Raw genomic sequence first — 26,044 nt, forward strand, 5'->3', positions numbered from 1 at the left:
GCTCTTCAGTGTGAAAAAAGCCGTGAATAGCCAACGACCTGTAAACCTAGACCTAAGGACCATCAAACTCCCCATCACCGGCGTTACGTCATTTCTGCACCGTGTATCGGGCATTATTCTTTTTCTCGGCCTGGGCATCATGCTTTATGCATTGAGCAAATCCCTGGGTTCCGAAGAAGGTTTTGCCGAGGTGAAGGCATGCTTGACCAGTCCGCTGGCCAAATTCGTTGCGTGGGGCCTGCTCTCTGCCTTGCTGTATCACCTGGTTGCCGGTGTGCGCCACTTGATCATGGACATGGGCATCGGTGAGACGCTTGAAGGCGGCCGACTGGGCTCGAAAATAGTAATCGTCATTTCTGTGGTGATGATTGTTCTGGCGGGAGTTTGGATATGGTAACCAGCGTTACGAACCTGTCGCGTTCGGGCCTCTATGACTGGATGGCACAACGTGTGTCTGCGGTTGTTCTAGCGGCTTATTTCATTTTCCTGATCGGATACCTCGTTGCGAACCCAGGCATTGGCTACGCACAATGGCATGAGCTGTTCGCAAGCAACTGGATGCGTATCTTCAGCCTGCTGGCCCTTGTTGCTCTGGGCGCACACGCCTGGGTAGGCATGTGGACCATCGCGACCGACTACCTGACGCCGATGGCGCTGGGCAAGTCCGCGACAGCAGTACGTTTCCTCTTCCAGGCAGTCTGCGGCGTTGCAATGTTCGCTTACTTCGTCTGGGGTGTGCAGATTCTTTGGGGTATCTGATTCATGGCTAACACAGTTAATACACTTTCGTTCGACGCCATTATTATTGGCGGCGGCGGTGCTGGCATGCGCGCTGCTCTGCAGCTGGCACAAGGCGGTCACAAGACTGCCGTAATCACCAAGGTTTTCCCGACCCGTTCGCATACCGTATCGGCACAGGGTGGCATCACCTGCGCGATCGCTTCTGCAGATCCGAACGATGACTGGCGCTGGCACATGTACGATACCGTCAAGGGTTCCGACTACATCGGTGACCAGGACGCTATCGAGTACATGTGTTCCGTAGGTCCGGAAGCCGTGTACGAGCTCGAGCACATGGGCATGCCGTTCTCCCGTACCGAGCAGGGTCGCATCTACCAGCGTCCGTTCGGCGGCCAGTCCAAGGACTTCGGTAAAGGCGGCCAGGCTGCCCGTACCTGCGCTGCAGCTGACCGTACCGGTCACGCGCTGCTGCACACCCTGTACCAGGCCAACCTGAAGGCCGGCACTGTATTCCTGAACGAATACTACGGTGTCGACCTGGTGAAGAACGAGGCTGGCGACTTTGTCGGCATGATCGTTATCTGCATCGAAACAGGCGAAACCTCTTACGTGCGCGCTAACGCCACCGTTCTGGCAACTGGCGGTGCAGGTCGTATCTACTCCTCCACTACCAACGCCCTGATCAACACCGGTGACGGTATTGGCATGGCACTGCGTGCTGGCGTACCGGTACAAGACATCGAGATGTGGCAGTTCCACCCGACCGGTATTGCCGGTGCCGGTGTACTGGTTACAGAAGGTTGCCGTGGTGAAGGTGGATACCTGATCAACAAGCACGGCGAGCGTTTCATGGAGCGTTATGCTCCGAACGCCAAAGACCTTGCCGGTCGTGACGTAGTGGCTCGCTCGATGGTTAAGGAAATCATCGCGGGTAACGGTTGCGGCCCGGATGGCGACCACGTAATGCTGAAACTCGATCACCTGGGTGAAGAAGTTCTGCACAGCCGTCTGCCAGGCATCATGGAGCTGTCCAAAACCTTCGCACACGTTGATCCGGCTGTAGCGCCAATTCCGGTTGTTCCTACTTGCCACTATATGATGGGCGGCGTTGCCACCAACATTCATGGCCAGGCGATCACTCAGGATGCCGACGGCGTTGACCAGATCATCCCCGGCCTGTTCGCGGTGGGTGAAGTGGCATGCGTATCGGTTCACGGTGCCAACCGTCTGGGCGGCAACTCGCTGCTCGACCTGGTGGTATTCGGTCGTGCCGCAGGCCTGTTCCTTGAGCAGACCCTGAAAGAAGGCGTTGATTACGCCCGTCCACGTCAGTCCGATATCGACGCTGCCCTGGCACGTCTGGACGGCCTGAACTCGCGTACTGATGGCGAAGACGTAGCAACCCTGCGTAAAGAGCTGCAAAGCTGCATGCAGAACTACTTCGGTGTGTTCCGTACCGGCGAATACATGCAGAAGGGTATTGCCCAGCTGGCTGATCTGCGCAAGCGCATCGCCAACGTGAAAATCAACGATAAGAGCCAGGCGTTCAACACGGCCCGTATCGAAGCCCTTGAGCTGCAAAACCTGCTCGAAGTGGCTGAAGCTACTGCAATCGCTGCTGAAGTTCGTAAAGAATCGCGCGGTGCCCACGCCCGTGAAGACTTTGAAGATCGTGACGACGTTAACTGGCTGTGCCACACCCTGTACTTCCCGGGTGACAAGCGCGTAGCCAAGCGTGCGGTGAATTTCTCGCCGAAAACCGTTCCGACCTTTGAACCTATGATTCGGACTTACTAAGGGTGGCCGACATGTTGAAAGTCAGTGTTTATCGCTACAACCCGGATCAGGACGCCGCGCCGTTCATGCAGGAATTCCAGGTCAATACCAATGGTAAAGACCTGATGGTGCTGGACGTGCTGGCGCTGGTCAAAGAGCAGGACGAGGGTTTCTCCTATCGTCGCTCTTGCCGTGAAGGTGTTTGCGGCTCCGACGGCATGAACATCAACGGCAAAAACGCCTTGGCGTGTGTAACGCCGCTGTCTGCTGTCGTTAAAGGCAACAAGCTGATTGTTCGTCCATTGCCAGGTTTGCCGGTTATCCGTGACCTGGTCGTCGATATGAGCATCTTCTACAAGCAATACGAGAAAGTTAAGCCGTTCCTGCAGAACGATACTCCGGCTCCGGCCATTGAGCGTCTGCAATCGCCAGAAGAGCGTGAAAAGCTCGACGGTCTGTACGAGTGCATCCTGTGCGCTTGCTGCTCGACCTCGTGCCCGTCCTTCTGGTGGAACCCTGACAAGTTCCTGGGCCCTGCTGCACTGTTGCAAGCCTATCGCTTCCTGGCTGACAGCCGTGACACCAAGACCACCGAGCGTCTGGCTTCGCTGGATGACCCGTTCAGCGTATTCCGCTGCCGCGGGATCATGAACTGCGTAAACGTGTGTCCGAAGGGCTTGAACCCGACTAAGGCCATCGGTCACGTGCGTAGCATGCTGCTGCAAAGCGGCGTGTGATCAAAGGCTGTACCGCAGCACCGTTGTAACCGTAGATGCTACGGCGCAGGCTTCAACCGGCGCCGTAGTTTTAACCTGAGCAGCAGCTCATGAAGTTGCGGCTCTTATTTTGAAGAAATGAGACCAGCAGGGGCATCCGGGCTGGTACCCGGACTATCAGCGTGATCCTAAGTGGCTTGTTTTAGTCGCTGTATTCGGACTTTCTCAAGCGTGCTCTGGTGTTCTCGTCGATGGTGTCCCCTAACCGAGGGTGACCAAGCATGCAAGAAAGCGTGATGCAGCGCATGTGGAACAGCGGCTATCTTTCAGGTGGTAACGCTGCCTATGTGGAAGAGCTCTATGAGCTCTACCTGCACGACCCTAACGCTGTGCCAGAAGAATGGCGCACCAAATTTCAGACGTTGCCGAATGATGGCAACTCTGCCAACGATGTTTCGCACTCCACAATCCGCGACCATTTCGTGCTGCTGGCAAAGAACCAGCGCCGCGCCCAACCGGTTTCTGCCGGGAGCGTGAGCAGTGAGCACGAGAAGAAGCAGGTTGAAGTGCTGCGATTGATCCAGGCCTATCGGATGCGCGGCCACCAGGCAGCCCAGCTTGATCCGCTGGGGCTGTGGCAGCGTCCTGCACCTGCAGACCTGTCGATCAATCATTACGGCTTGACCAATGCCGATCTTGATACGACCTTCCGTGCCGGCGACCTGTATATCGGCAAAGAGGAAGCGAGCCTACGCGAAATTCTCGAGTCGTTGCAGCAGACATATTGCCGCACCATCGGCGCAGAGTTCACGCACATCGTCGATTCCGAGCAGCGCCACTGGTTTGAACAGCGCCTCGAAAGCGTGCGCGGCCGGCCGACGTATTCGGCTGAAGTCAAAGGCCATCTGCTTGAGCGCGTCACTGCTGCTGAAGGTCTGGAAAAGTACCTGGGTACCAAATACCCGGGCACCAAGCGTTTCGGCCTGGAAGGCGGCGAAAGCCTGATTCCTTTGCTGGACGAGCTGATCCAGCGTTCGGGCAACTACGGCACCAAGGAAATCGTTATCGGCATGGCCCACCGCGGCCGTCTGAACGTATTGGTGAACACCTTCGGCAAAAACCCGCGCGAGTTGTTCGACGAGTTCGAAGGCAAGAAAAAAATCGAGTTGGGTTCCGGTGACGTTAAATACCACCAGGGCTTCTCCTCCAACGTCATGACCTCGGGCGGCGAAGTCCACCTGGCAATGGCGTTTAACCCGTCCCACCTGGAGATCGTTTCTCCTGTGGTTGAAGGGTCTGTACGTGCTCGCCAGGACCGTCGCAATGACAGCACCGGCGAAAAGGTGCTGCCAATTTCCATCCACGGTGATGCTGCTTTCGCAGGTCAGGGCGTGGTCATGGAAACCTTCCAGATGTCGCAGACTCGCGGCTTCAAGACTGGCGGTACCATTCATCTGGTCATCAACAACCAGGTGGGCTTCACCATCAGCAATCCTGAAGACTCGCGTTCCACCGAGTACTGCACGGACGTTGCGAAAATGATTCAGGCGCCGATCCTCCATGTAAATGGTGATGATCCGGAAGCCGTGTTGTTCGTGACCCAGCTGGCTATCGACTACCGCATGCAGTTCAAGCGTGACGTCGTTATCGACCTGTTCTGCTACCGCCGTCGCGGTCACAACGAAGCCGATGAGCCAAACGGTACTCAGCCGCTGATGTATCAGCAGATCGCCAAACAGCGCACCACCCGTGAACTGTATGCCGAACGTCTGACGCAAGAGAAAGTGGTGGACGCAGAACGCGTTCAGGCCAAGATCGACGAATACCGCAACGCGCTGGACAACGGTCTGCATGTTGTGAAAAGTCTGGTCAAAGAGCCGAACAAAGAGCTGTTCGTAGACTGGCGCCCATACCTGGGTCACGCCTGGACTGCACGTCACGACACGCGTTTTGATCTGAAAACACTGCAAGAGCTGTCGGCCAAGCTGCTGGAAATTCCAGAAGGCTTCGTGGTTCAGCGTCAGGTTGCGAAGATCTACGAAGACCGTCAAAAAATGCAAGCCGGCGGCCTGCCGATCAACTGGGGTTATGCCGAAACAATGGCATACGCAACCCTGCAGTTCGAAGGTCACCCGATTCGCATGACCGGTCAGGACATTGGTCGCGGTACGTTCTCGCACCGTCACGCCGTGTTGCACAACCAGAAAGATGCTGGCACTTACATTCCTCTGAAGCACCTGTACGAAGGTCAGCCACGTTTCGACCTGTACGACTCGTTGTTGTCGGAAGAAGCAGTATTGGCGTTCGAATACGGTTACTCGACCACCACGCCTAATGCGCTGGTTGTCTGGGAAGCCCAGTTCGGCGACTTCGCCAACGGCGCTCAGGTTGTTATCGACCAGTTCATCACCAGCGGTGAGCACAAGTGGGGCCGTCTGTGCGGTCTGACCATGCTTTTGCCACACGGTTATGAAGGTCAGGGCCCGGAGCACTCCTCTGCACGTCTTGAGCGTTACCTGCAGCTGTGCGCCGAGCACAACATCCAGGTGTGCGTACCAACAACTCCGGCCCAGATCTACCATCTGCTGCGCCGTCAGGTTATCCGTCCGCTGCGCAAGCCGCTGATCGTTCTGACACCGAAGTCGTTGCTGCGTCACAAATTGGCAATCTCGACCCTGGAAGATCTGGCTGAAGGTTCGTTCCAGACCGTTATCCCAGAGATCGATGCACAAGATCCGGCGAAAGTCGGCCGCATCGTGCTGTGTAGCGGCAAGGTCTACTACGACCTGCTGGAAAAACGCCGTGCCGAAGGTCGTGATGACATCGCCATCGTGCGTCTTGAGCAGCTGTACCCGTTCCCTGAGGACGACTTGATTGAAGTCCTGGCTCCGTACAAAAACGCCAAGCACATTGTTTGGTGTCAGGAAGAGCCGATGAACCAGGGTGCCTGGTACTGCAGCCAGCACCACATGCGCCGCATCATCAGCGGTCACGACAAGTCTCTCGTACTTGAGTACGCGGGCCGTGACGCTTCTGCTGCACCTGCTTGTGGTTACGCATCGATGCACGCTGAGCAACAGGCAAAACTGTTGCAAGACGCGTTCACTGTTTAACGCCTTCGCGCACTGAAACCGAATTTAAGGAACCAAAGAACATGGCTATCGAGATCAAAGCCCCAACATTTCCGGAATCGGTTGCCGATGGCACCGTTGCCACCTGGCACAAGCAACCGGGCGACGCTGTAAAGCGCGACGACCTGATTGTTGACATCGAAACCGACAAAGTTGTGCTGGAAGTACTGGCTACAGCTGACGGCGTTCTGGGCGCTATCGTCAAGAACGAAGGCGACACCGTTCTGTCCGACGAAGTTCTGGGCTCCATCGTTGAAGGCGGCGTTGCTGCTGCCCCGGCCGCGGCGGCACCGGCCGCTCAGGCTGCTGCTGCTCCTGCTGCTGGCGAAGACGATCCGGTTGCGGCACCAGCTGCTCGCAAGATCGCTGAAGAGAACGGTATCAACATTGCTTCCGTTGCCGGTACTGGCAAAGGCGGTCGTGTGACCAAGGAAGACGTAGTTGCTGCTGTAGCTGCCAAAAAGGCCGCTCCTGCTGCTGCGCCTGCCAAGGCCGCTGCTCCTGCCGCTGCTGCTCCGGTATTCGCTGCTGGCGACCGCGTAGAAAAACGCGTTCCGATGACCCGCGTTCGTGCCACCGTGGCCAAGCGTCTGGTTGAAGCTCAGTCGAACATGGCGATGCTGACCACTTTCAACGAAGTGGACATGACTGAAATCATGGCACTGCGTTCGAAGTACAAGGACCAGTTCGAGAAGGCCCATAACGGTGTACGCCTGGGCTTCATGTCGTTCTTCGTCAAGGCAGCTACCGAGTCGCTGAAACGCTTCCCGGCTGTGAACGCTTCGATCGACGGTTCCGACATCGTTTACCACGGCTTCGCCGACATCGGTGTTGCTGTGTCCAGCGACCGTGGTCTGGTGGTTCCGGTTCTGCGTAACGCCGAACTGATGAGCCTGGCTGAAATCGAAGGCGGCATTGCTGCTTACGGTAAAAAAGCCCGTGACGGCAAACTGTCGATCGACGAAATGACCGGCGGTACCTTCACGATCACCAACGGTGGTACTTTCGGTTCGATGATGTCGACCCCGATTGTTAACCCGCCGCAAGCCGCGATCCTGGGCATGCACAACATCCTTCAGCGTCCAATGGCAATCAACGGTCAGGTAGTAATCCGCCCGATGATGTATTTGGCTCTGTCTTACGATCACCGCTTGATCGACGGCAAAGAAGCTGTAAGTTTCCTGGTAGCAATCAAAAACCTGCTGGAAGATCCGGCTCGTCTGCTGCTGGATATCTGATAGAAGCAGCTGCGAGTTTCATGCCGCACGTTAAAGCGCCCGGCATGGGGCTCGTATCATAGGAAACAGCTATGAGCTGCAAGTGTGAAGCTGCAAGCAATTGTGGTTTGGCCTTGTAGCTTGCAGCTTGAAGCTTGTAGCTAAAGAGGACTTTTTTACATGTCTCAGAAATTTGACGTTGTAGTGATTGGTGCGGGCCCTGGCGGCTACGTTGCTGCCATCAAGGCTGCTCAACTGGGCCTTTCGACTGCTTGTATCGAAAAATACACCGACAAGGAAGGCAAGCTGGCGCTGGGCGGTACTTGCCTGAACGTTGGTTGCATTCCATCCAAGGCGCTGCTGGACAGTTCCTGGAAGTACCACGAAGCCAAGGATGCATTTGCCATCCACGGCATCACCACCGGTGAAGTGAAGATGGACGTTGCAGCGATGGTTGGCCGTAAAGCCAACATCGTTAAAGGTCTGACTTCCGGCGTTGCGACCCTGTTCAAGGCTAACGGCGTTACTTCCCTGCAAGGTCACGGCAAACTGCTGGCCGGCAAGCGAGTTGAGCTGACCAAGCCAGACGGCACCGTTGAGATCATCGAAGCCGAGAACGTGATTCTGGCTTCGGGCTCGCGCCCAATCGACATCCCACCTGCTCCAGTTGATAACAACGTTATCGTTGATTCGACCGGTGCACTGGAATTCCAATCCGTACCCAAGCGTCTGGGCGTTATCGGCGCTGGCGTTATCGGCCTGGAGCTGGGTTCGGTATGGTCCCGTCTGGGCGCTCAGGTAACTGTTCTGGAAGCTCTGGACACGTTCCTGATGGCTGCTGACGCTGCCATATCCAAAGAAGCCTACAAAACCCTGACCAAACAAGGTCTGGACATCAAGCTGGGCGCTCGCGTTACCGGTTCCAAGGTTAACGGCGAAGAAGTCGTTGTGACCTACACCGACGCCAACGGCGAACAGACCATCACTTTCGACAAGCTGATCGTAGCCGTTGGTCGCCGTCCGGTGACTACCGAACTGCTGGCAGCTGACAGCGGCGTGACCATCGACGAGCGCGGTTTTGTGTTTGTTGACGATCATTGCGCAACCAGCGTACCGGGCGTATTCGCCATCGGTGACGTGGTACGTGGCATGATGCTGGCACACAAGGCTTCCGAAGAAGGCATCATGGTTGTTGAGCGCATCAAAGGTCACAAGACCGAGATGAACTACGACCTGATTCCATCGGTTATTTACACTCACCCGGAGATCGCGTGGGTCGGTAAAACCGAACAGGCCTTGAAAGCTGAAGGCGTTGAAGTTAACGTCGGCACCTTCCCGTTCGCAGCCAGTGGCCGTGCCATGGCAGCAAACGACACCGGCGGCTTTGTTAAAGTTATCGCTGATGCCAAAACTGACCGCGTACTGGGTGTCCACGTGATTGGCCCGAGCGCAGCAGAACTGGTTCAGCAAGGCGCAATCGGTATGGAATTCGGCACCAGTGCCGAAGACCTGGGCATGATGGTTTTCTCCCATCCGACCCTGTCCGAAGCGTTGCACGAAGCAGCATTGGCAGTGAATGGCGGCGCCATCCACATAGCCAACAAGAAAAAACGTTAAGACCAGACAATAAGAAACCACGGCGGTTTGCCCGTCGTGAGCCTTGCTAGCAAGCCTCACCGCGGAACTTCCGCCGGACGCAGTCTTGAGTGGTTTCAGCCAGGCCTGACCTCGCACACGCGGGCGTCAGGTTTGTCTAGGCAGCACAAGCAGCAGTCACAGGTGGTGCGGCACTTATTCAAGTGCAGCGCCGAATGCGCAGTACCTAACGAAGACGGTAAAAAGCATGAATCTTCACGAGTATCAGGGTAAGCAGCTGTTCGCTGAATACGGCCTGCCAGTATCCAAGGGTTATGCAGTAGATACCCCGGAAGCAGCCGCAGAAGCTTGCGACAAAATCGGCGGAACTGAATGGGTTGTAAAAGCCCAGGTTCACGCAGGTGGTCGCGGTAAAGCGGGCGGCGTTAAGCTGGTTCGCAGCAAAGAAGACGCTAAAGCATTCGCACAACAGTGGTTGGGCAAGCGTCTGGTGACTTACCAGACTGATGCCAATGGTCAGCCGGTCACCAAGATCCTGGTTGAATCGTGCACTGATATCGCTAAAGAGCTGTACCTGGGCGCTGTCGTTGACCGTTCGAGCCGCCGTATCGTGTTCATGGCTTCCACCGAAGGTGGCGTGGACATCGAGAAAATCGCTCACGACACTCCAGAAAAAATTCTGAAGGCTACTATCGATCCACTGGTTGGCGCTCAGCCATTCCAGGGTCGCGAGTTGGCTTTCCAGTTGGGTCTGGAAGGCAAGCAAGTTACTCAGTTCGCCAAAATCTTTGTAGGTTTGGCCAAACTGTTCAAGGATCACGATCTGGCTCTGCTGGAAGTGAACCCGCTGGTTATCAAGACTGACGGCGATCTGCACTGCCTCGATGCAAAAATCAACATCGACGCAAACGCCATGTACCGTCAGGCCAAGCTGAAAACTTTCCACGATCCGTCGCAAGACGATCCGCGCGAAGCGCACGCTGCCAAGTTCGAACTGAACTACGTAGCGCTGGAAGGCAACATCGGCTGCATGGTAAACGGCGCTGGTCTGGCGATGGGCACCATGGACATCGTTAACCTGCATGGCGGCAAGCCAGCCAACTTCCTCGACGTTGGCGGCGGTGCTACCAAAGAACGCGTAACCGAAGCGTTCAAGATCATCCTGTCCGACAGCAATGTCGCTGCAGTATTGGTCAACATCTTCGGCGGCATCGTTCGTTGCGACATGATTGCCGAAGGCATCATCGGTGCAGTGAAAGAAGTCGGCGTGAAAATCCCGGTGGTTGTTCGCCTTGAAGGCAACAACGCTGAACTGGGCGCTAAAGTACTGGCAGAAAGCGGCTTGAACATCATCGCTGCTACCAGCTTGACCGACGCTGCTCAACAAGTTGTTAAAGCTGCGGAGGGCAAGTAATGAGCGTCCTGATCAATAAAGACACCAAAGTTATCTGCCAGGGCATCACTGGTTCGCAGGGCAGCTTCCACACCCAGCAAGCCATTGAATACGGCACCAAGATGGTTGGTGGCGTTACTCCGGGCAAAGGCGGCACCACTCACCTGGACCTGCCTGTTTTCAACACCGTGAAAGAAGCTGTAGCTGCCACTGGCGCAACCGCCAGCGTTATCTACGTACCGGCTCCTTTCTGCAAGGACTCCATCCTTGAAGCAGCTTTCGGCGGCATCAAGCTGATCGTTTGCATCACTGAAGGCATTCCTACCCTGGACATGCTGGACGCTAAAGTTAAGTGCGACGAGCTGGGTGTAATCCTGATCGGCCCTAACTGCCCAGGCGTTATCACTCCAGGCGAATGCAAGATCGGCATCATGCCAGGTCACATTCACTTGCCAGGCAAAGTAGGCATCGTGTCGCGTTCCGGCACCCTGACTTACGAAGCTGTCAAGCAGACTACTGACGCCGGTTTCGGTCAGTCGACTTGCGTAGGCATCGGTGGTGACCCGATCCCTGGCTCCAACTTCATCGACATTCTGAAGTTGTTCCAGGAAGACCCGAAGACCGAAGCGATCGTAATGATCGGTGAGATCGGCGGTTCGGCTGAAGAAGAAGCGGCTGCCTACATCAAGGCACACGTGACCAAGCCAGTTGTTTCCTACATCGCTGGTGTGACTGCCCCTGCAGGCAAGCGCATGGGCCATGCTGGCGCAATCATCTCTGGCGGCAAGGGTACTGCAGACGAGAAGTTTGCTGCCCTGGAAGACGCAGGCGTTAAAACCGTGCGTTCGCTGGCAGACATCGGCAAGGCTCTGTCCGAGCTGACTGGCTGGGCAATCAAGTAAGCCACGCGCTTAACTGACTGCTACACCAGGCAAAGGCCACCTTCGGGTGGCCTTTGTGCATTTAGAGTCTTGAACTTTTATTATAAAAATACCCGATGCGATATATGTCGCAGTACCCAATCAGTTCTGGCGTGTTGCGATGCCTTGCGATCCGGTATTGGTGCCTGATTATATTATTTGGTCGGAGGGTGAAATCTCCGTACTTATATTCGATTTGTAAACTCATTGACCGAGGATTTGTTGTAATTGAAAATCTGGCCGTTTTTAATTTAACGGTATAAAACAATGCAGGTTATTTCTTCAGGTTCGATGGGTGTAAGCAGGTCAAACAGTTTTCATGAACTTCGGCAAGTGAAGGTGGTATCAGACCCCAGGCAAATAGACACCGTCAGTGCCCTGGAACAAAGCAACGTATTGGCGGCAGTGATAAAAGAGTTGGCCGCAAACGCGACATCGCAAGCAGAGCCTCAGGTACACATTGTGACGGGCCAAATGGGGGCCGGAAAATCAACCGTCATCAACAATATATCTGGCAACTTGAACAATAATTGCGTGATCGTTGATTACGATGACCTTAAGCGCTTTGTCCCCGGGTACACGGAGGAGGCGCGCAAGGGCTACCCGGGCACTGTCCCCGGTTGCAAGGAAATGGCGCGCTATCTGGAGGCGGGTGTTAAAAGCCATGGTTTCGATAATCGGATGAATATGGTCGTCCAGCAATCGATCGGTAGTAACGATGATGGAATGTTAAGGTTGGTCGGCGCTTCCAGAGATAATAATTACCGAGTGGTGCTTAACATTCTTGCTGTTGATAAACCCGTTAGTACGATGGGTATACTTTCAAGGTATGAGTCCGGGTTGAAAGATATACGCGAAGGAGCAGATGCACTCAATGGCGCAAGAAGAACGCCAATGGAGTATCACGAAGATGCTTATGGGTGTCTTACAGATCCCGGAAAATACAAAATGCTGGTGCCTGGCCTGGATGAAGTTTTGGTATTGGGGCGAGGGGGGGAGATTTATTATCACGCAACTACAAATATATCGCCGGATGATATCGTGGCTGCCATTAAGCAGGGAAGGGCGAATGGTAATATCGAGCCCGTTCGTTTATTCGAGAAGTTGTCGTCACTCGTCGAGTTTAATTCGCAATTCAGAAATCCCGAGTTGAGAGACGTGAAAAGCTGATGCACCAGGACCTGGCTGTTACTGAATCAGACCACTGCAGGGGCGGACTTGCCCGAGATGCGGGCACTGAGATGTTTCAGCTGCAGCCAGGTGATACCTTCGCGGGCAAGCCAGCTCCCGCAAGAACCTCGCCTCGGATTGCAGGCAAAACCACACCAAATCAATTTTCGATGTCATCCAGGCGACAACTGCGTTCGTTCATCGGACAGTCCGCCCTCTAACAGTGCGCTGTAGGAAAAAACTCGGTAATCTTGCCGCCATTCTGCATTTCTGCGTGTGCGTCCCAAAAGGAAGCCGCGCGCTAGACGGGTCGGACTTATACAGACCGACAGCATTTCCCACATCCGCACGGGAAATTCCCCTCTAAATTCCGATTCAGTAGTGTGGTATTTCCGTAATGAAAGTATTGAAAGGCCAGGACATCCTGGCACTTGGGTTTATGACTTTTGCCCTGTTCGTTGGGGCTGGCAACATCATTTTCCCGCCAATCGTTGGCCTGCAGGCTGGACCGAATGTCTGGATGGCCGCACTGGGCTTCCTGATCACCGCAGTAGGTCTGCCGGTAGTCACTGTAATTGCGCTGGCCAAGGTTGGCGGCGGTATGGATGCACTGAGCAGCCCGATCGGTAAAGTGGCTGGCGGCTTGCTGGCGGCTGTGGCCTATCTGGCGGTTGGGCCGTTGTTCGCGACCCCGCGTACCGCGACCGTATCCTTTGAAGTCGGCCTGGCGCCGTTGACCGGCGAAAGCCCGCTGGCGCTGTTTTTGTACAGCTCGGTGTACTTCCTGATCGTGTTCTTCGTTTCGCTGTATCCGGGCCGTCTGCTGGACACGGTAGGGCGTTTCCTCGCTCCGTTGAAAATCATCGCGCTGGCTATTCTCGGCATTGCTGCTATTGCCCTGCCTGCAGGTGATGTGGGTGTCGCTACCCCGGAATACGTTGCTGCTCCGTTCTCCCAGGGCTTCATCAATGGTTACCTGACCATGGATACTCTGGGCGCACTGGTGTTCGGCATCGTAATCGTGAATGCCATTCGCTCCCGTGGCGTTGAATCGCCCAAGCTGATCACCCGCTACGCAATTATTGCCGGCCTGATCGCCGGTGTCGGTCTGGCGTTGGTGTATATCAGCCTGTTCCGCCTGGGTGCGGGCAGCCATGAAGTGGCTGCGGGCGCAACCAATGGCGCGGCAGTACTGCACGCTTACGTACAGCACACCTTCGGTTCGCTGGGCAGCGGTTTCCTGGCGGTGCTTATCGCTTTGGCCTGCCTGGTCACGGCTGTAGGCCTGACGTGTGCCTGCGCCGAGTACTTCAGCAAAGTCTTGCCACTGTCTTACAAGACACTGGTGATTATCCTTGCCGTGTTCTCGCTGGGCGTGTCCAACCTTGGTCTGACGCAGTTGATCGCGTTCTCCATTCCGCTGCTGACGGCGATTTACCCGCCGTGCATCGTGCTGGTGGCCTTGAGCTTCTGCAAAGGCCTGTGGCATGCGCAGACACGGATCGTTGGTCCGGTAATGCTGGTCTCGTTCCTCTTCGGTTCGATCGACGCGCTTAAAGGCGCGGGCCTGGGTGACTGGATTCCGACCCAGTTGGCGAACATGCCATTCAGCAACCAGGGCCTGGCGTGGCTGGTGCCGTGCCTTGTGACCCTGCTGGGCGCAGTTGTCTGCGACCGCGTGCTGGGCAAGCGTCAAGAAGCCCTCGCGTAATATCCGGATCGCCAAAAGCCTTGCCGGATAAATAAAAAAGCCCTGCATCTAACGGATGCAGGGCTTTTTTTATGGCCGTGGGTTCAACCCCGGGCTCAAACACAACAAAGCCCGCACGGGGCGGGCTTTGTTTTACATCGCAAAAAGCCGTTTTACTTGCTTTCTGGAGTTGCCACTGGAGCAGCAGGAACAGCTGGAGCGGCTTCTTCAGCGGCGGCTTTGTTGGACTCGGCCTGAGCTTTGGCAGCTTCGGCGTTTTCTTTCGCCGCGTCGTTCACTTTGTCCTGAGCTTCAGACATTTTTTCTTGAGCTTGCTCAGCGTGCTGAGTGGCGTCCTGGGCTTTATCTTCGGACTTCTTGTCGCACGCAGCCAGACCAAGGGTTGCAGCCAGCATCAAGGCAACAGCAAAAGTATTACGCATGGGGTGTTTCTCCTTATGAGTAGATCTACGGGGCGTTTGAGCATTGTCCGAATGCTTAAGTTCCATGCTCGTACACATATATAAGTAAAGCATCGTCCGTTGAAACTATTGGTAAAAAACTGATGTGGCTCCAACAGGCCTTGAAATCTGAACCTTAGCCCCCAACTTTGATGACATCCCGCCGCCAACCCTCTTGGGCGTGGCTCATGCCATCTAATCGGAGTTTGATAACAATGAGCGTGGAAACTCAAAAGGAAACCCTGGGCTTCCAGACCGAGGTCAAGCAACTGCTGCACCTCATGATCCATTCGCTGTACTCCAACAAGGAAATCTTCCTTCGCGAATTGATCTCGAACGCCTCTGATGCTGTCGATAAATTACGTTTTGAAGCGCTGTCCAAGCCTGAGCTTCTGGAAGGCGGCGCTGACCTTAAAATCCGTGTGAGCTTCGACAAGGACGCCAACACCGTCACGCTCGAAGACAACGGTATCGGCATGAACCGCGATGACGTGATCACCCACCTGGGTACGATTGCGAAGTCCGGTACTGCTGACTTCATGAAAAACCTGACGGGCGACCAGAAGAAAGACTCGCACCTGATCGGTCAATTCGGTGTGGGCTTCTACTCGGCCTTTATTGTCGCCGACAAGGTTGACGTGTACAGCCGCCGTGCCGGTACCCCTGCAAGCGAAGGCGTGCACTGGTCCTCCAAGGGCGAGGGCGAGTTTGAAGTGGCCACCGTCGAGAAGGCTGATCGCGGTACCAAAATTGTTCTGCACCTGAAGTCCGGCGAATCCGAGTTCGCTGACGGCTGGCGCCTGCGCAACATCATCAAAAAGTACTCCGACCATATCGCCTTGCCGATCGAACTGCCTAAAGAGCAGACCGCTGCCGAAGGCGAAGAGGCTCCAGCGCTGGAATGGGAAACCGTTAACCGCGCCAGTGCCCTGTGGACCCGCCCTCGCACTGAAGTGAAGGACGAGGAATACCAGGAGTTCTACAAGCACATTGCCCATGATTTCGAGAACCCGCTGGCCTGGAGCCACAACAAGGTTGAAGGCAAGCTCGAATACAGCTCGCTGCTCTACGTGCCGGCCCGTGCTCCGTTCGACCTGTACCAGCGTGAAGCGCCCAAGGGCCTGAAACTGTACGTGCAGCGTGTATTCGTCATGGATCAGGCCGAGTCGTTCCTGCCGCTGTACCTGCGCTTCATCAAGGGCGTAATCGACTCCAATGACCTGTCGTTGAACGTGTCGCGGGAAATCCTGCAAAAAGACCCGATCATCGATTCGATGAAGACGGCGCTGACCAAGCGCGTGCTCGACATGCTGGAAAAACTGGCGAAGAACGACCCTGAAAAATACCAGGGCTTCTGGAAAAACTTCGGTCAGGTCATGAAAGAAGGCCCGGCTGAAGATTTCGCCAACAAGGAAAAAATCGCCGGCCTGCTGCGCTTTGCTTCGACCCACGGTGACGACGGCGAACAAAACGTTGCCCTGACCGAATACCTGGCCCGCGCCAAGGAAGGTCAGGACAAGATCTACTACCTGACCGGCGAGACATACGCACAGGTCAAGAACAGCCCGCACCTTGAAGTCTTCCGCAAAAAAGGCATCGAAGTGCTGCTGCTGACCGATCGCATCGATGAGTGGCTGATGAGCTACCTCAGCGATTTCGACGGCAAGAGCTTTGTCGACGTGGCGCGTGGTGACCTCGATCTGGGCAACCTGGACTCTGAAGAGGACAAAAAAGCCGCAGAAGAAGTGGCCAAGTCCAAAGAAGGTCTGGTTGAACGCATCAAGGCTGCCTTGGGCGAAAGCGTCAGCGAAGTGCGTGTATCGCATCGACTGACCGATTCCCCGGCTATTTTGGCCATTGGTGAGCAGGACCTGGGCATGCAAATGCGTCAGATCCTGGAAGCCAGCGGTCAGAAAGTGCCTGAGTCGAAGCCAATCTTCGAATTCAACCCGGCTCACCCGCTGATCGAGAAACTGGATGCGGAACAGAGCGAAGAGCGTTTTGGCGATCTGTCGCACATCCTCTTCGATCAGGCGGCCCTGGCAGCCGGTGACAGCTTGAAAGACCCGGCGGCTTATGTCCGTCGACTAAACAAATTGTTAGTAGAGTTGTCGGTCTAACCGCGCTATAAAAACCCGCTTCGGCGGGTTTTTTTTGTTTTGAGTTCAGGAGTTTTTAATGAAATCAATTACGGTCAGTTCTGTGGCCTATCAAATCGACGGCCAACCCTATGAAGGCCGCCTCGCATTTGACCCGAGCCGTGAAGATCCATTGCCGGGTCTGTTGATGGCACCTAACTGGATGGGCATCAGCGCAGGCGCCGAGGAGATTGCCAAGTCTGTGGCCGAGCAAGGCTATGTGGTGTTGATTGCTGACCTCTACGGCCAGGCCGTACGCCCGGCCAATGGGGACGAGGCGGGCGCTGCGATGATGCCGCTCAAGAATGATCGTGCCTTGCTGCGCAAGCGGATGTGGGCCGCGTATGACGTGCTGAAAAACCAGGGCCTGGCGGTGGTCGACAGCAGCAAGCTGGCGACCTTTGGTTTCTGCTTTGGCGGCTGCTGCTCGCTGGAGCTGGCCCGTGGCGGTGCGCCGCTCAAGGCCGCAGTGTCCTTCCATGGCACGCTTGACACCCCTAACCCGGTAGACGCAAAAAGCATCACCGGTTCAGTGCTGGTGCTGCACGGCGCTTCGGACCCTTTGGTGGGCAAGGAGCAGTTGCCGGCGTTTGAAGAGGAGATGAATGCGGCGGGCGTGGACTGGCAGTTGACCAGTTACGGCGGTGCAGTGCATTCCTTCACCGACCCCCACGCCAACGTGCCGGGCAAGATGATGTACAACGCCAAAACTGCGCACCGTGCCTTTACCGCCATGCACAACCTGCTGGATGAAGTGTTCCGCGATTAATCGCAATCACCCAGTCTGTGGGAGCGGGCTTGCTCGCGATGCTGACGGCTCGGTCGTCAGACAAAACCGGGCGATGCTATCGCGAGCAAGCCCTCTCCCACAGCGCTCACGCCGAGCGCTCCATCACTTCGCTCACCGTCAAATCCCGCATCAGCAACGCATACTTCAAATTCACCTGTTCCGGAATCGGCAGGTACACCGTATGGCCGTCACCCGGTGCGACCTGGGTCGGCAAGCCTGCACTGTTGTGCAGCTGGTCCAGGTCGAAGTGGTAGTTGCCGTGGGGGGTCATCAGCTCCAGATGGTCGCCCAGGGCAAAGCGGTTTTTGACCTTGACCTCGGCCAGGCCATTGCGCCGCTCACCGGTCAACTCTCCGACAAACTGCTGGCGGTGCGATAACGAACTGCCCTGCAGGTAGTTTTGATATTCATCGTGCACGTGACGGCGCAAAAAGCCCTCGGTATAGCCGCGCTGGGCCAATGACTCCAGATCGGTCATCAGGCTGCGGTCAAATTCACGGCCGGCCACCGCATCATCAATCGCCTTGCGATACACCTGTGTGGCCCGCGCGCAGTAGAAGTGCGACTTGGTCCGACCTTCGATTTTCAGCGAATGCACGCCCATCTCGGTCAGCCGTGCCACGTGTTGCACAGCGCGCAGGTCTTTGGAGTTCATGATGTAAGTGCCGTGCTCGTCTTCGAACGCGGTCATTGGCTGGTCCGGGCGCCGGGATTCGTGCAGCACGAACACTTCGTCGGTGGGAGCGCCCACGCCCAGGGTCGGCTCGACCACATTGACGATATTGCCCAGTTCGTTTTCGGTAGCCGGTTTGGTGTCGTACTTCCAGCGGCAGGCATTGGTGCAGCTGCCCTGATTGGCGTCGCGCTTGTTCATGTAGCCGGACAACAGGCACCGCCCGGAGTAGGCCATGCACAACGCGCCATGGACGAAAATCTCCAGCTCCATGTCCGGGACTTGCTGGCGAATCTCTTCGATCTCTTCCAGCGACAGCTCGCGGGACAGGATGATCCGGCTCAACCCCTGCTGACGCCAGAACTCGACACTGGCCCAGTTCACCGTATTGGCCTGTACCGACAAGTGAATCGGTACGTGGGGGAAGTTTTTGCGCACCAGCATGATCAGCCCCGGGTCAGACATGATCAGCGCATCCGGGCCCATGGAAATGACCGGCTCCAGGTCCTTTAGGAAGGTCCGCAGCTTGGCGTTGTGCGGGGCAATGTTGACTACCACGTAGAAGCGCTTGCCCTGGGCCTGGGCCTCGGCGATGCCAATGGCCAGGTTGGCATGGTCGAATTCGTTATTGCGCACTCGCAAGCTGTAGCGCGGCTGCCCTGCATAAACCGCGTCGGCGCCATAGGCAAAGGCGTAACGCATGTTTTTCAGGGTGCCGGCAGGGGCGAGGAGTTCAGGTGGTGCAAGGAGCATAGTCTGGCCATTCGCAAAAAGGCGCGATGGTAGTCGAGCCTTGATGCGGGACTATTGACCTGGGTCTATGGGTTGAGCTTGAAGCTGACACTCATGCTCGTCGACTGCCCCTGATGTAACAGTTGCAGGCCCGGATGGCCGGGCAGGTGATGGGCATTGACCGGGTGGCTGACGGGCTCGAAGCAGAAATAATCCTCCCCGGGCGGGCAATACACCAGGCAGTACGGGCTTCCCGTCGCCTGGCATTCGAGGGTATAGCCCAGGTCCGGCTGGCTGATCAGCGCGCTGCCATCCCATTCGGTAAAGCAGTTGTCGAGCCGGGCAGGTGGCAAGGCGTTGCCGGTGTTGAAGTCCCACTCGGCGGGCAGCGGGGCAAGCTCCGTGGGCAGGCCCCGGGCATCGCACAGCCAGACCTGATCGGCCTTTGCCTGCAGCCGGGTGTTGGCGGTGCGCGGCAGATACGGATGCAGCCCCAGCCCGTGCCAGGCGGCGCGTTCGTCCTGATGGGTGACGCTCAGGTCTATGCGCAGTTGACCGTCGCTCAGGGTGTAGCGCAACCGGGCGCGGTACGCAAAAGGGCTGGTGCTGTCGAGTTGCAGGCAGGCATGGCGCGGGCTGTGCTCGGTCACGCTCCAGGCTTGTTGCCAGGCGCTGCCGTGAATGGGCAGGGGGCCGGGAGGGTTGTTGGGTTGCAGGGCGAACCAGTGGCCGGGGCCGTCGAAGCCGCCGTTGCCTATGCGGTTCGACCAGGGCACCAGCGGATAACAGGCCAGTGCATTGGCCGAGTGGGTGCTTAAGGCGCCGTCGGCACTTGGGCGCAGCAGGGGCTGGCCACTGGCGATGATGCTCCAGTCCAGGATGCTGCCACCCACTTGCGGTGCCAGGGTCAGACGGGTCACGCCGTCTTCGAGGGTCAATATCTCAGGGGGCATGGGGCTCTACCGTTAAGGAATGACAGGTCAATCGGCGGCACGGCGCCAGGTGAGCATCACAATACCTGCGACCACGATCAGGCCGCCGATAATTTGTCCGCTGCTGAGCAACTGGTCCAGGATCAGCCAGCCAAACAGCAGGCTTGCCACGGGCTCGACGTTCATCACCGGTGCGTTGCGGGCCATGTTCAGCCGCGTCATGCAGATAAACAGCAGGCAGAACCCCAGGCCATACAGCGCCACCAGGCAGGCCAGAGCTGTCCAGCCGGTGGATGACCCTGGAAGTGACACGCCGCCCGGCAACACACCGCTTACTCCGGCCAGGGCGGCTGCGCAAAACACTATCAGCATGGTCAGCATACTGCGCACCGTGCCGCGTACGCTCGACAGCTTGTGATCGGTGATCCACAGCGCACAGGCGAACACCGAGGCGGCGGCAAAGCCGAAGAGAATGCCTTCGAGCCACTGCGCTTCGGTACTGTCTTGGTTGGACAGGCGCTCGGGCACGTCCAGGGCAAATATCAGGCCGCACATGATCAGCCCCATGAGCAGCGCCGCGCGCCGTGTTGGCGCCGCACCGCCCAGGGCCCAGGTCAGCAGCACCAGCAGGATCGGCGCCACGTTGGCAATCAACAGCGCCAGTGCCACGGGAATCCTCGCCACGGCCGAATAAATAAAGAAGCTTTGTGCCGCGATCAGTAGCCCCAGCAGTAATTGCCAGCGCCAGTTGGCAGGGGTCAAGCGGGGGCGTTCGCGCTGCCACAGCACCAGGCTGGTCAACACCAGCAAGGTCACGCCGGCGCGACACAGAATGGCCAGTAACAGGCCTGTGTCGTGGTCGAAGGCAATGCGGGCGGCGATATGGTTGCCCGCGAATGCGCAGGCCAGCAGCACCAGAATCAACACGGCGATATGGCGGGGAAACAAAGCAGGAGCAGACATAAGTAACCAGCCTCCTTGGCTGGAAATAAAGCCTCTTGGATAAGCATTGTGGGAGCGGGCTTGCTCGCGTTGGGATCGCTGCGGTGTATCAGCTACACCGCGGCGTCTGCATCGCGAGCAAGCCCGCTCCCACAGGAGGGTTTGGTTTACAGCACCAGGCTTGGCAGCCACAGCGAGATGGCCGGAACGTAGGTCACCAGCATCAGCACCATGAACAGCGCCACGTAGAACGGCAGCAGTGCCTTGACGGTGCTTTCGATGGACACCTTGCCCACGGCCGCGCCCACGAACAGCACTGCACCCACCGGCGGTGTAATCAGGCCGATCCCCAGGTTGACCAGCATGATCATGCCGAAGTGCACCGGGTCGACACCGATACCGATGATCACGGGCAGCAGGATCGGTGTCAGGATCAGAATCAGCGGAGCCATGTCCATCACGGTGCCCAGCAGCAGCAACATGACGTTGATGCACATCAGGATCACGTAGCGGTTGTCCGACAGCGTCAGGAACGCCGTGGTGATCTTCATCGGGATTTCCATCAGCGTCAGGATGTAACCGAAGCTGGCGGCGAAACCGATCAGGATCATCACGATGGAAATGGTACGTACCGCCCGGTGCATCAGCTTGGGCAGGTCGCGCCATTTGTAGTCGCGGTAGATAAACATGGTGACGAAGAACGACCAGAGCACGGCGATGGCGGCCGACTCGGTGGCGGTGAAAATGCCCGACAGGATGCCGCCGAGGATGATGACCATGGCCATCAGGCCCCACATGGCGTCACCGGCGATTTTCAGCGCCTGGCGCAGCGGGATCACTTCACCCTTGGGGTAGTTGCGCTTGCGCGCAAAGATCATGCACAGGCCCATCATCACCGCGCTGAGCAACAGCCCCGGCATGATCCCGGCAATAAACAGCGACGCGATCGACACCGTGCCGCCAGCCGCCAGCGAGTACAGCACCGAGTTGTGGCTCGGTGGTGTGAGCAAGGCCTGTACCGAACCGCTGACCGTGACCGCCGTAGAGAAGTCACGGGGGTAGCCGGCGCGTTCCATTTCCGGAATCAGCACTGAGCCCACCGACGCCGTGTCGGCCACGGAAGAGCCGGAGATCGCGCCGAAGAAGGTCGAGGCCACAATGTTAACCAGCGACAGGCCGCCGCGGACAAAGCCCACCAGCACCCCGGCGAAGGCCACCAGCCTGCGCGACATGCCGCCCTCGGCCATGATCGCACCTGCCAGCACGAAGAACGGGATCGCCAGCAGGGAGAATTTGTTGACGCCGCCGGCGACCTGAATCATCAGGGCGTCGAACGGGATCTCGATCCACCAGGCACCGATCAATGCCGACAGGCCCAGCGCATAGGCGACCGGCATGCCGATAAGGATCAAGGCGATAAAGCTGCCCAACAGTACGATTGCGTCCATTTATACGGCCTCTTCGCTGGCTTCAACGATGTCGAACCGCACGGCGCGGCGGTGGCTTTGGTCACCCAGGAAGAGTTTCTCCAGGACGAAGATCAGCGTAACGATGCCGCCGAGGGGGATCGGCAGATAGGAAATGCCCACGCGCAAGCTGGGCATTTCGCCGAGGTATTGATTCCAGGTGGTCGCACAGAGTTTGAAGCCCTTGACGACCATGAACAGACACACGATTGCCATCAGGATTTGCACCACCACCGCGACCTTGGGGCGTATGTGCATTGGCATGCGCTCCACGGCCATCGCCACGGCCATGTGGGCACCGGCGCGGTAACTGGCAGCGGCGCCAAAGAAGGTAAACACCACCATCAGCAAGATGGCCGTGGGCTCGGGCCAGCTGGAGCCGCTGCCCAGCACGTACCGGGCAAAAATGCCCCAGGGAATGATCAGGGTCATGGTCAGCACCGATAAACCGGCGATCCCGATACAGGCCCTGTACAGCAAGTCGTTGAAGCGCAGTACGGTATTTTTCATGGTGCTCACCACTGCGCGGCAGTCGGGCTGGTGCCCGCCACCGCGGCGTTATCGGACTGGCTTATTGGACTGCTTCAATGCGCGAGATCAGGTCTTTGTAGTTGGCACCGTACTTGTCGCGAACCGGCTGGGTGGCATCGTAGAAAGCTTTTTTCTGGTCCGGGGTAAGGGTGATGAACTCCACACCGGAAGCTTTAAGTTTGGTTTCGCTCTCTGCGGATTTTTTATCCCAGATCACCCGCTCTTCCATCTGTGCTTCACGGGCCAGCTTTTGCACCAGGGCCTGCTGATCCGGGCTGAGTTTGGTCCATGTGGTTTTGGCGATCACGATGGGCTCCGGCAGGATCAAGTGATCGGTCCAGGTGAAGTACTTGGCGTTCTGGTAGTGGTTGTGCTCAAGGAAGGTCGGCGGGTTGTTTTCGGCGCCGTCGATCACGCCGGTCTGCAGGGCACTGAAGATCTCGCCGGTGGCCATGGCAATGCCGTTACCGCCCATATCGTTGATGGTGTCGATAAACACCGGGTTGCCTTGCACGCGGATCTTCATGCCCTTGAGGTCGGCGATTTCGCGCACGGGTTTTTTGGTGTACAGGTTGCGGGTGCCGCCATCCATCCACGCCAGCGCGACCATGTTGAAGTCGGAGTTGGTGATTTTATCCAGCATCTCCTGGCCGATTTCACCGTCGATGATCTTGCGCATGTGGGCCTGGTCGCGGAACACAAACGGCAGGTTGAAGGCATTGGTTTCCGGTACGACCGGCCCGAGGATGCCGAGGCTGACGCGGGTCATCTGCACGGCGCCGGACTGGAGCTGTTCGACCACTTCTTTCTCGGAACCCAGCACACCACCGGCAAACATTTTGAAGGAGATATCGCCGTTGCTCTGGGCCTGGAGCTTCTTGCCCATTTCCTGCTCAGCGACTACCGGGGGATATCCGGTGGGGTGAACTTCGGCAAATTTGATTTTGATTTCGGCCTGGGCCATGCCCGAGAGGCAGAAAACCAGCGGGAGTGCAGCGACAAGCAGGGTGCGTTTGAAATCCATGGGTCACTCCAAATATTGTTTTTTTTATATCAAGGTGTGGGATCAGCAGTGTCGGCAAGGCAGTCAGTTGTTCAACATGGGCTCCGGCAGCCCCTTGACCCCGGGCCTGAGGGCGAATACGCCCCCGGCCAGCGGTTGGTCGTCGAGATCACCCGCCGGGCGAATCGAGGTCACGAACAGGGTGTCCAGATTTGCGCCACCGAAGGCGCACATCGCGGGTTTTTTCACCGGTACGCTCAGTGATCGGTCCAGCTTGCCCTCGGGCGTGAAACGATGGATCCGGCCGGCATCATTGCCGCAAATCCAGTAGCAGCCATCGGCATCGACGGCGGCGCCATCGGGGCGACCCGCATGCCCGGTCATGTCCACGAACAGGCGGCGGTCATGGGGGGTGCCTGTGTCGGTGTCGTAGTCAAAAGCCCAGATCTTTTGCACATCGGGGTGTGAATCCGAGAGGTACATGGTTTTGCCGTCCGGGCTGAACGCCAGGCCGTTGGGCACAATCAGCCCTTCAAGTTGCGCCTTGAGCGGCTCTTCCTGGCCCGCGTTGTAGCGATACATCGCGCCCGCCGGTGCCCCTGCGGCCATGTTCATCACCATGGTGCCCGCCCAGAAGCGCCCCTGACGGTCGCAGCGGCCATCGTTAAAACGCATCCCTGGCAGGGCGTGCGTCACGCTGGCCAGCAGGCGACTGTCGAGGCTGCCATCGGCGTGGGGCGTGATAGCGAACAGGCCGTTCTCCATCGCGGCGATCCAGCTGCCATTGCCTGTCTGAGCAATGCACGCGAGCATTTGCGAGGCTTGCCAGCTCTGGTTTTTGCCATCGGCGGGGCTCCAGCGATGCAAGCGTTTTGCCGGGATATCCACCCAGTAAAGTGCCTGCTCGGAGGTGCTCCAGACCGGGCTTTCGCCCGTGGCGTTACGTGCATCGAGAATCAGTTCAGCAGTCATGACGCCTTGACCTCTGTTGATCTTGTTCTTGTGGGGCGCGCGTATTTACTCGTCGCCAAACGGGCCGGCAGCAACGAAAGCGCCGCCCTGGTAAATCATGCTCGGGTCATTGGCCGCTGGCATTGGCTGGGCCTCGATTTTGCTTCGGAATACTTCTGAGCTGTCCTTGGGCTCAAAGCCCAGGTGCGCGGCATAACGGTTGTCCCACCACACATTCAGATTGTTTGAGGCGCCATAGACCACGGTGTGGCCGACATCGGGGGTGTACAGCGAGCGTTCGATCAGTTGCGCAAGGTCGTCAAAGCTCAGCCAGGTGCTCATCATCCGGCGGTTTTGCGGCTCGGGGAACGAAGAGCCGATGCGGATGCTGACGGTTTCGATACCGTAGCGATCGAAGTAGAACGAGGCCATGTCTTCGCCATAGGACTTGGACAGCCCGTAGTAGCCGTCCGGGCGCCGCGGGGAACGGGCATCCAGGGTCTGGTCCTGCTTGTAGAACCCGATCACGTGGTTGGAGCTGGCGAAGATCACGCGCTTGACGCCATGGCGGCGTGCAGCTTCGTAAATATGGAAAGTGCCGTTGATATTAGGGCCCAGGATTTCTTCGAAGGGGCGCTCTACCGAGACCCCGCCAAAGTGCAAAATGGCGTCTACGCCTTCCACCAGCTGGTGAACAGCCTGTTTATCGGACAGATCGCACAGGAATACTTCTTCATGGCTGCCGGCAGCCGGTGCCATTTGGGCAATATCGGAGAGGCGCAAAACCCTGGCGCAGGGCTTGAGTCTTTCGCGCAGTACCTTCCCCAGACCGCCAGCCGCGCCGGTGAGAAGAAGGCGATTGAAGGGGGTTTGGACAGTGTGAGTGGTTGTCATCAAAGATCCCTGTCTTTCTTGTTATTGTCATCTGTTGTCGTATGACTTGGGTCGAATTATTCACAGCCATTGCAGCGCTTGTCAATGCCAAATCCGTACTGGCAACCGCCGCAAATCTGTTGGGGTGAATAACAGTCTGACTGTTGTGGGAGCGAGCCTGCTCGCGATGCTGGCGCCGCGG

At 57.3% G+C, this 26,044-nt stretch carries 22 protein-coding genes; 13 read left to right on the forward strand and 9 right to left on the reverse strand.

Going from position 1 to position 26,044, the window contains the following annotated elements:
- Positions 1 to 10: 10 nt before the first annotated feature.
- The 11 genes from sdhC to brnQ all read left to right on the forward strand — a co-directional run bounded on the left by sdhC (position 11) and on the right by brnQ (position 14,371).
- A complete protein-coding gene (gene sdhC / locus ACZRMS_RS03435) occupies positions 11 to 397 on the forward strand; it encodes a succinate dehydrogenase, cytochrome b556 subunit (protein ID WP_088500128.1) in 387 nt (128 codons plus the stop codon).
- The gene (sdhD, locus tag ACZRMS_RS03440; RefSeq protein WP_003446906.1) at positions 391 to 759 is read left to right on the forward strand and encodes a succinate dehydrogenase, hydrophobic membrane anchor protein; all 369 of its coding nucleotides are present in this window, start codon (positions 391 to 393) and stop codon (positions 757 to 759) included. Before sdhC ends, sdhD begins: the two co-directional genes overlap by 7 nt.
- 3 nt (positions 760 to 762) lie before the next feature.
- Positions 763 to 2,538 (forward strand): succinate dehydrogenase flavoprotein subunit, encoded by a 1,776-nt coding sequence (gene sdhA / locus ACZRMS_RS03445; protein WP_463945047.1) that lies wholly within the window; start codon positions 763 to 765, stop codon positions 2,536 to 2,538.
- A gap of 11 nt (positions 2,539 to 2,549) precedes the next feature.
- Complete coding sequence (locus ACZRMS_RS03450) at positions 2,550 to 3,254, forward strand: succinate dehydrogenase iron-sulfur subunit (RefSeq protein WP_048359504.1); 705 nt, start codon at positions 2,550 to 2,552, stop codon at positions 3,252 to 3,254.
- Positions 3,255 to 3,514: 260 nt separating this feature from the next.
- Positions 3,515 to 6,346, forward strand: coding sequence for a 2-oxoglutarate dehydrogenase E1 component (locus ACZRMS_RS03455; RefSeq protein ID WP_463994137.1), 2,832 nt, complete (start codon positions 3,515 to 3,517; stop codon positions 6,344 to 6,346).
- A 41-nt stretch (positions 6,347 to 6,387) separates the two neighbouring features.
- Positions 6,388 to 7,602, forward strand: a complete 1,215-nt coding sequence (gene odhB / locus ACZRMS_RS03460; RefSeq protein ID WP_463994138.1) for a 2-oxoglutarate dehydrogenase complex dihydrolipoyllysine-residue succinyltransferase — start codon at positions 6,388 to 6,390, stop codon at positions 7,600 to 7,602.
- A 159-nt stretch (positions 7,603 to 7,761) separates the two neighbouring features.
- Positions 7,762 to 9,198, forward strand: a complete 1,437-nt coding sequence (lpdA, locus tag ACZRMS_RS03465; protein WP_463994139.1) for a dihydrolipoyl dehydrogenase — start codon at positions 7,762 to 7,764, stop codon at positions 9,196 to 9,198.
- 226 nt (positions 9,199 to 9,424) lie between these two features.
- The gene (gene sucC / locus ACZRMS_RS03470) at positions 9,425 to 10,591 is read left to right on the forward strand and encodes an ADP-forming succinate--CoA ligase subunit beta (RefSeq protein WP_019828555.1); all 1,167 of its coding nucleotides are present in this window, start codon (positions 9,425 to 9,427) and stop codon (positions 10,589 to 10,591) included.
- Positions 10,591 to 11,472 (forward strand): succinate--CoA ligase subunit alpha, encoded by an 882-nt coding sequence (sucD, locus tag ACZRMS_RS03475; protein WP_463994140.1) that lies wholly within the window; start codon positions 10,591 to 10,593, stop codon positions 11,470 to 11,472. The genes sucC and sucD overlap by 1 nt, the downstream gene beginning before the upstream one ends.
- A 285-nt stretch (positions 11,473 to 11,757) precedes the next feature.
- Positions 11,758 to 12,660 (forward strand): zeta toxin family protein, encoded by a 903-nt coding sequence (locus tag ACZRMS_RS03480; protein ID WP_463994141.1) that lies wholly within the window; start codon positions 11,758 to 11,760, stop codon positions 12,658 to 12,660.
- A gap of 397 nt (positions 12,661 to 13,057) precedes the next feature.
- Positions 13,058 to 14,371: a branched-chain amino acid transport system II carrier protein gene (gene brnQ / locus ACZRMS_RS03485; RefSeq protein WP_463994142.1), complete on the forward strand. Its 1,314-nt coding sequence runs from the start codon at positions 13,058 to 13,060 to the stop codon at positions 14,369 to 14,371.
- A gap of 152 nt (positions 14,372 to 14,523) precedes the next feature.
- On the opposite strand, the gene ACZRMS_RS03490 is transcribed toward brnQ, so the two are convergent.
- Positions 14,524 to 14,793, reverse strand: a complete 270-nt coding sequence (locus ACZRMS_RS03490) for a hypothetical protein (protein WP_048358598.1) — start codon at positions 14,791 to 14,793, stop codon at positions 14,524 to 14,526.
- 233 nt (positions 14,794 to 15,026) lie between these two features.
- Between ACZRMS_RS03490 and htpG the strand changes: the two genes are divergently transcribed.
- On the forward strand, positions 15,027 to 16,931 hold the full coding sequence (gene htpG, locus ACZRMS_RS03495; RefSeq protein ID WP_463994143.1) for a molecular chaperone HtpG: 1,905 nt from the start codon (positions 15,027 to 15,029) through the stop codon (positions 16,929 to 16,931).
- 58 nt (positions 16,932 to 16,989) lie between these two features.
- Positions 16,990 to 17,718 (forward strand): dienelactone hydrolase family protein, encoded by a 729-nt coding sequence (locus tag ACZRMS_RS03500; protein WP_463994144.1) that lies wholly within the window; start codon positions 16,990 to 16,992, stop codon positions 17,716 to 17,718.
- A 106-nt stretch (positions 17,719 to 17,824) separates the two neighbouring features.
- On the opposite strand, the gene trhP is transcribed toward ACZRMS_RS03500, so the two are convergent.
- The 8 genes from trhP to ACZRMS_RS03540 all read right to left on the reverse strand — a co-directional run bounded on the left by trhP (position 17,825) and on the right by ACZRMS_RS03540 (position 25,863).
- Positions 17,825 to 19,165 carry a prephenate-dependent tRNA uridine(34) hydroxylase TrhP gene (trhP, locus tag ACZRMS_RS03505; protein WP_463994145.1) on the reverse strand — a complete coding sequence of 447 codons (1,341 nt, stop codon included), beginning with the start codon at positions 19,163 to 19,165 and terminating at the stop codon, positions 17,825 to 17,827.
- A 65-nt stretch (positions 19,166 to 19,230) separates the two neighbouring features.
- The gene (locus tag ACZRMS_RS03510) at positions 19,231 to 20,097 is read right to left on the reverse strand and encodes an aldose 1-epimerase (protein WP_463994146.1); all 867 of its coding nucleotides are present in this window, start codon (positions 20,095 to 20,097) and stop codon (positions 19,231 to 19,233) included.
- 27 nt (positions 20,098 to 20,124) lie between these two features.
- The gene (locus ACZRMS_RS03515; protein WP_463994147.1) at positions 20,125 to 21,039 is read right to left on the reverse strand and encodes an EamA family transporter; all 915 of its coding nucleotides are present in this window, start codon (positions 21,037 to 21,039) and stop codon (positions 20,125 to 20,127) included.
- A 146-nt stretch (positions 21,040 to 21,185) separates the two neighbouring features.
- Positions 21,186 to 22,466 carry a TRAP transporter large permease gene (locus tag ACZRMS_RS03520; RefSeq protein ID WP_463994148.1) on the reverse strand — a complete coding sequence of 427 codons (1,281 nt, stop codon included), beginning with the start codon at positions 22,464 to 22,466 and terminating at the stop codon, positions 21,186 to 21,188.
- Entirely contained in the window at positions 22,467 to 22,994 is a 528-nt protein-coding gene (locus ACZRMS_RS03525; protein WP_463994149.1) for a TRAP transporter small permease, read from the reverse strand.
- 61 nt (positions 22,995 to 23,055) lie between these two features.
- Complete coding sequence (locus ACZRMS_RS03530; protein ID WP_463994150.1) at positions 23,056 to 24,039, reverse strand: TRAP transporter substrate-binding protein; 984 nt, start codon at positions 24,037 to 24,039, stop codon at positions 23,056 to 23,058.
- A 63-nt stretch (positions 24,040 to 24,102) separates the two neighbouring features.
- Positions 24,103 to 24,990: a glucurono-1,5-lactonase gene (locus ACZRMS_RS03535; RefSeq protein ID WP_463994151.1), complete on the reverse strand. Its 888-nt coding sequence runs from the start codon at positions 24,988 to 24,990 to the stop codon at positions 24,103 to 24,105.
- Between the two features lie 45 nt (positions 24,991 to 25,035).
- On the reverse strand, positions 25,036 to 25,863 hold the full coding sequence (locus ACZRMS_RS03540) for an NAD-dependent epimerase/dehydratase family protein (RefSeq protein ID WP_463994152.1): 828 nt from the start codon (positions 25,861 to 25,863) through the stop codon (positions 25,036 to 25,038).
- Positions 25,864 to 26,044 lie beyond the last annotated feature (181 nt).

The sequence above is a fragment of the Pseudomonas sp. B424 genome (assembly GCF_055408345.1).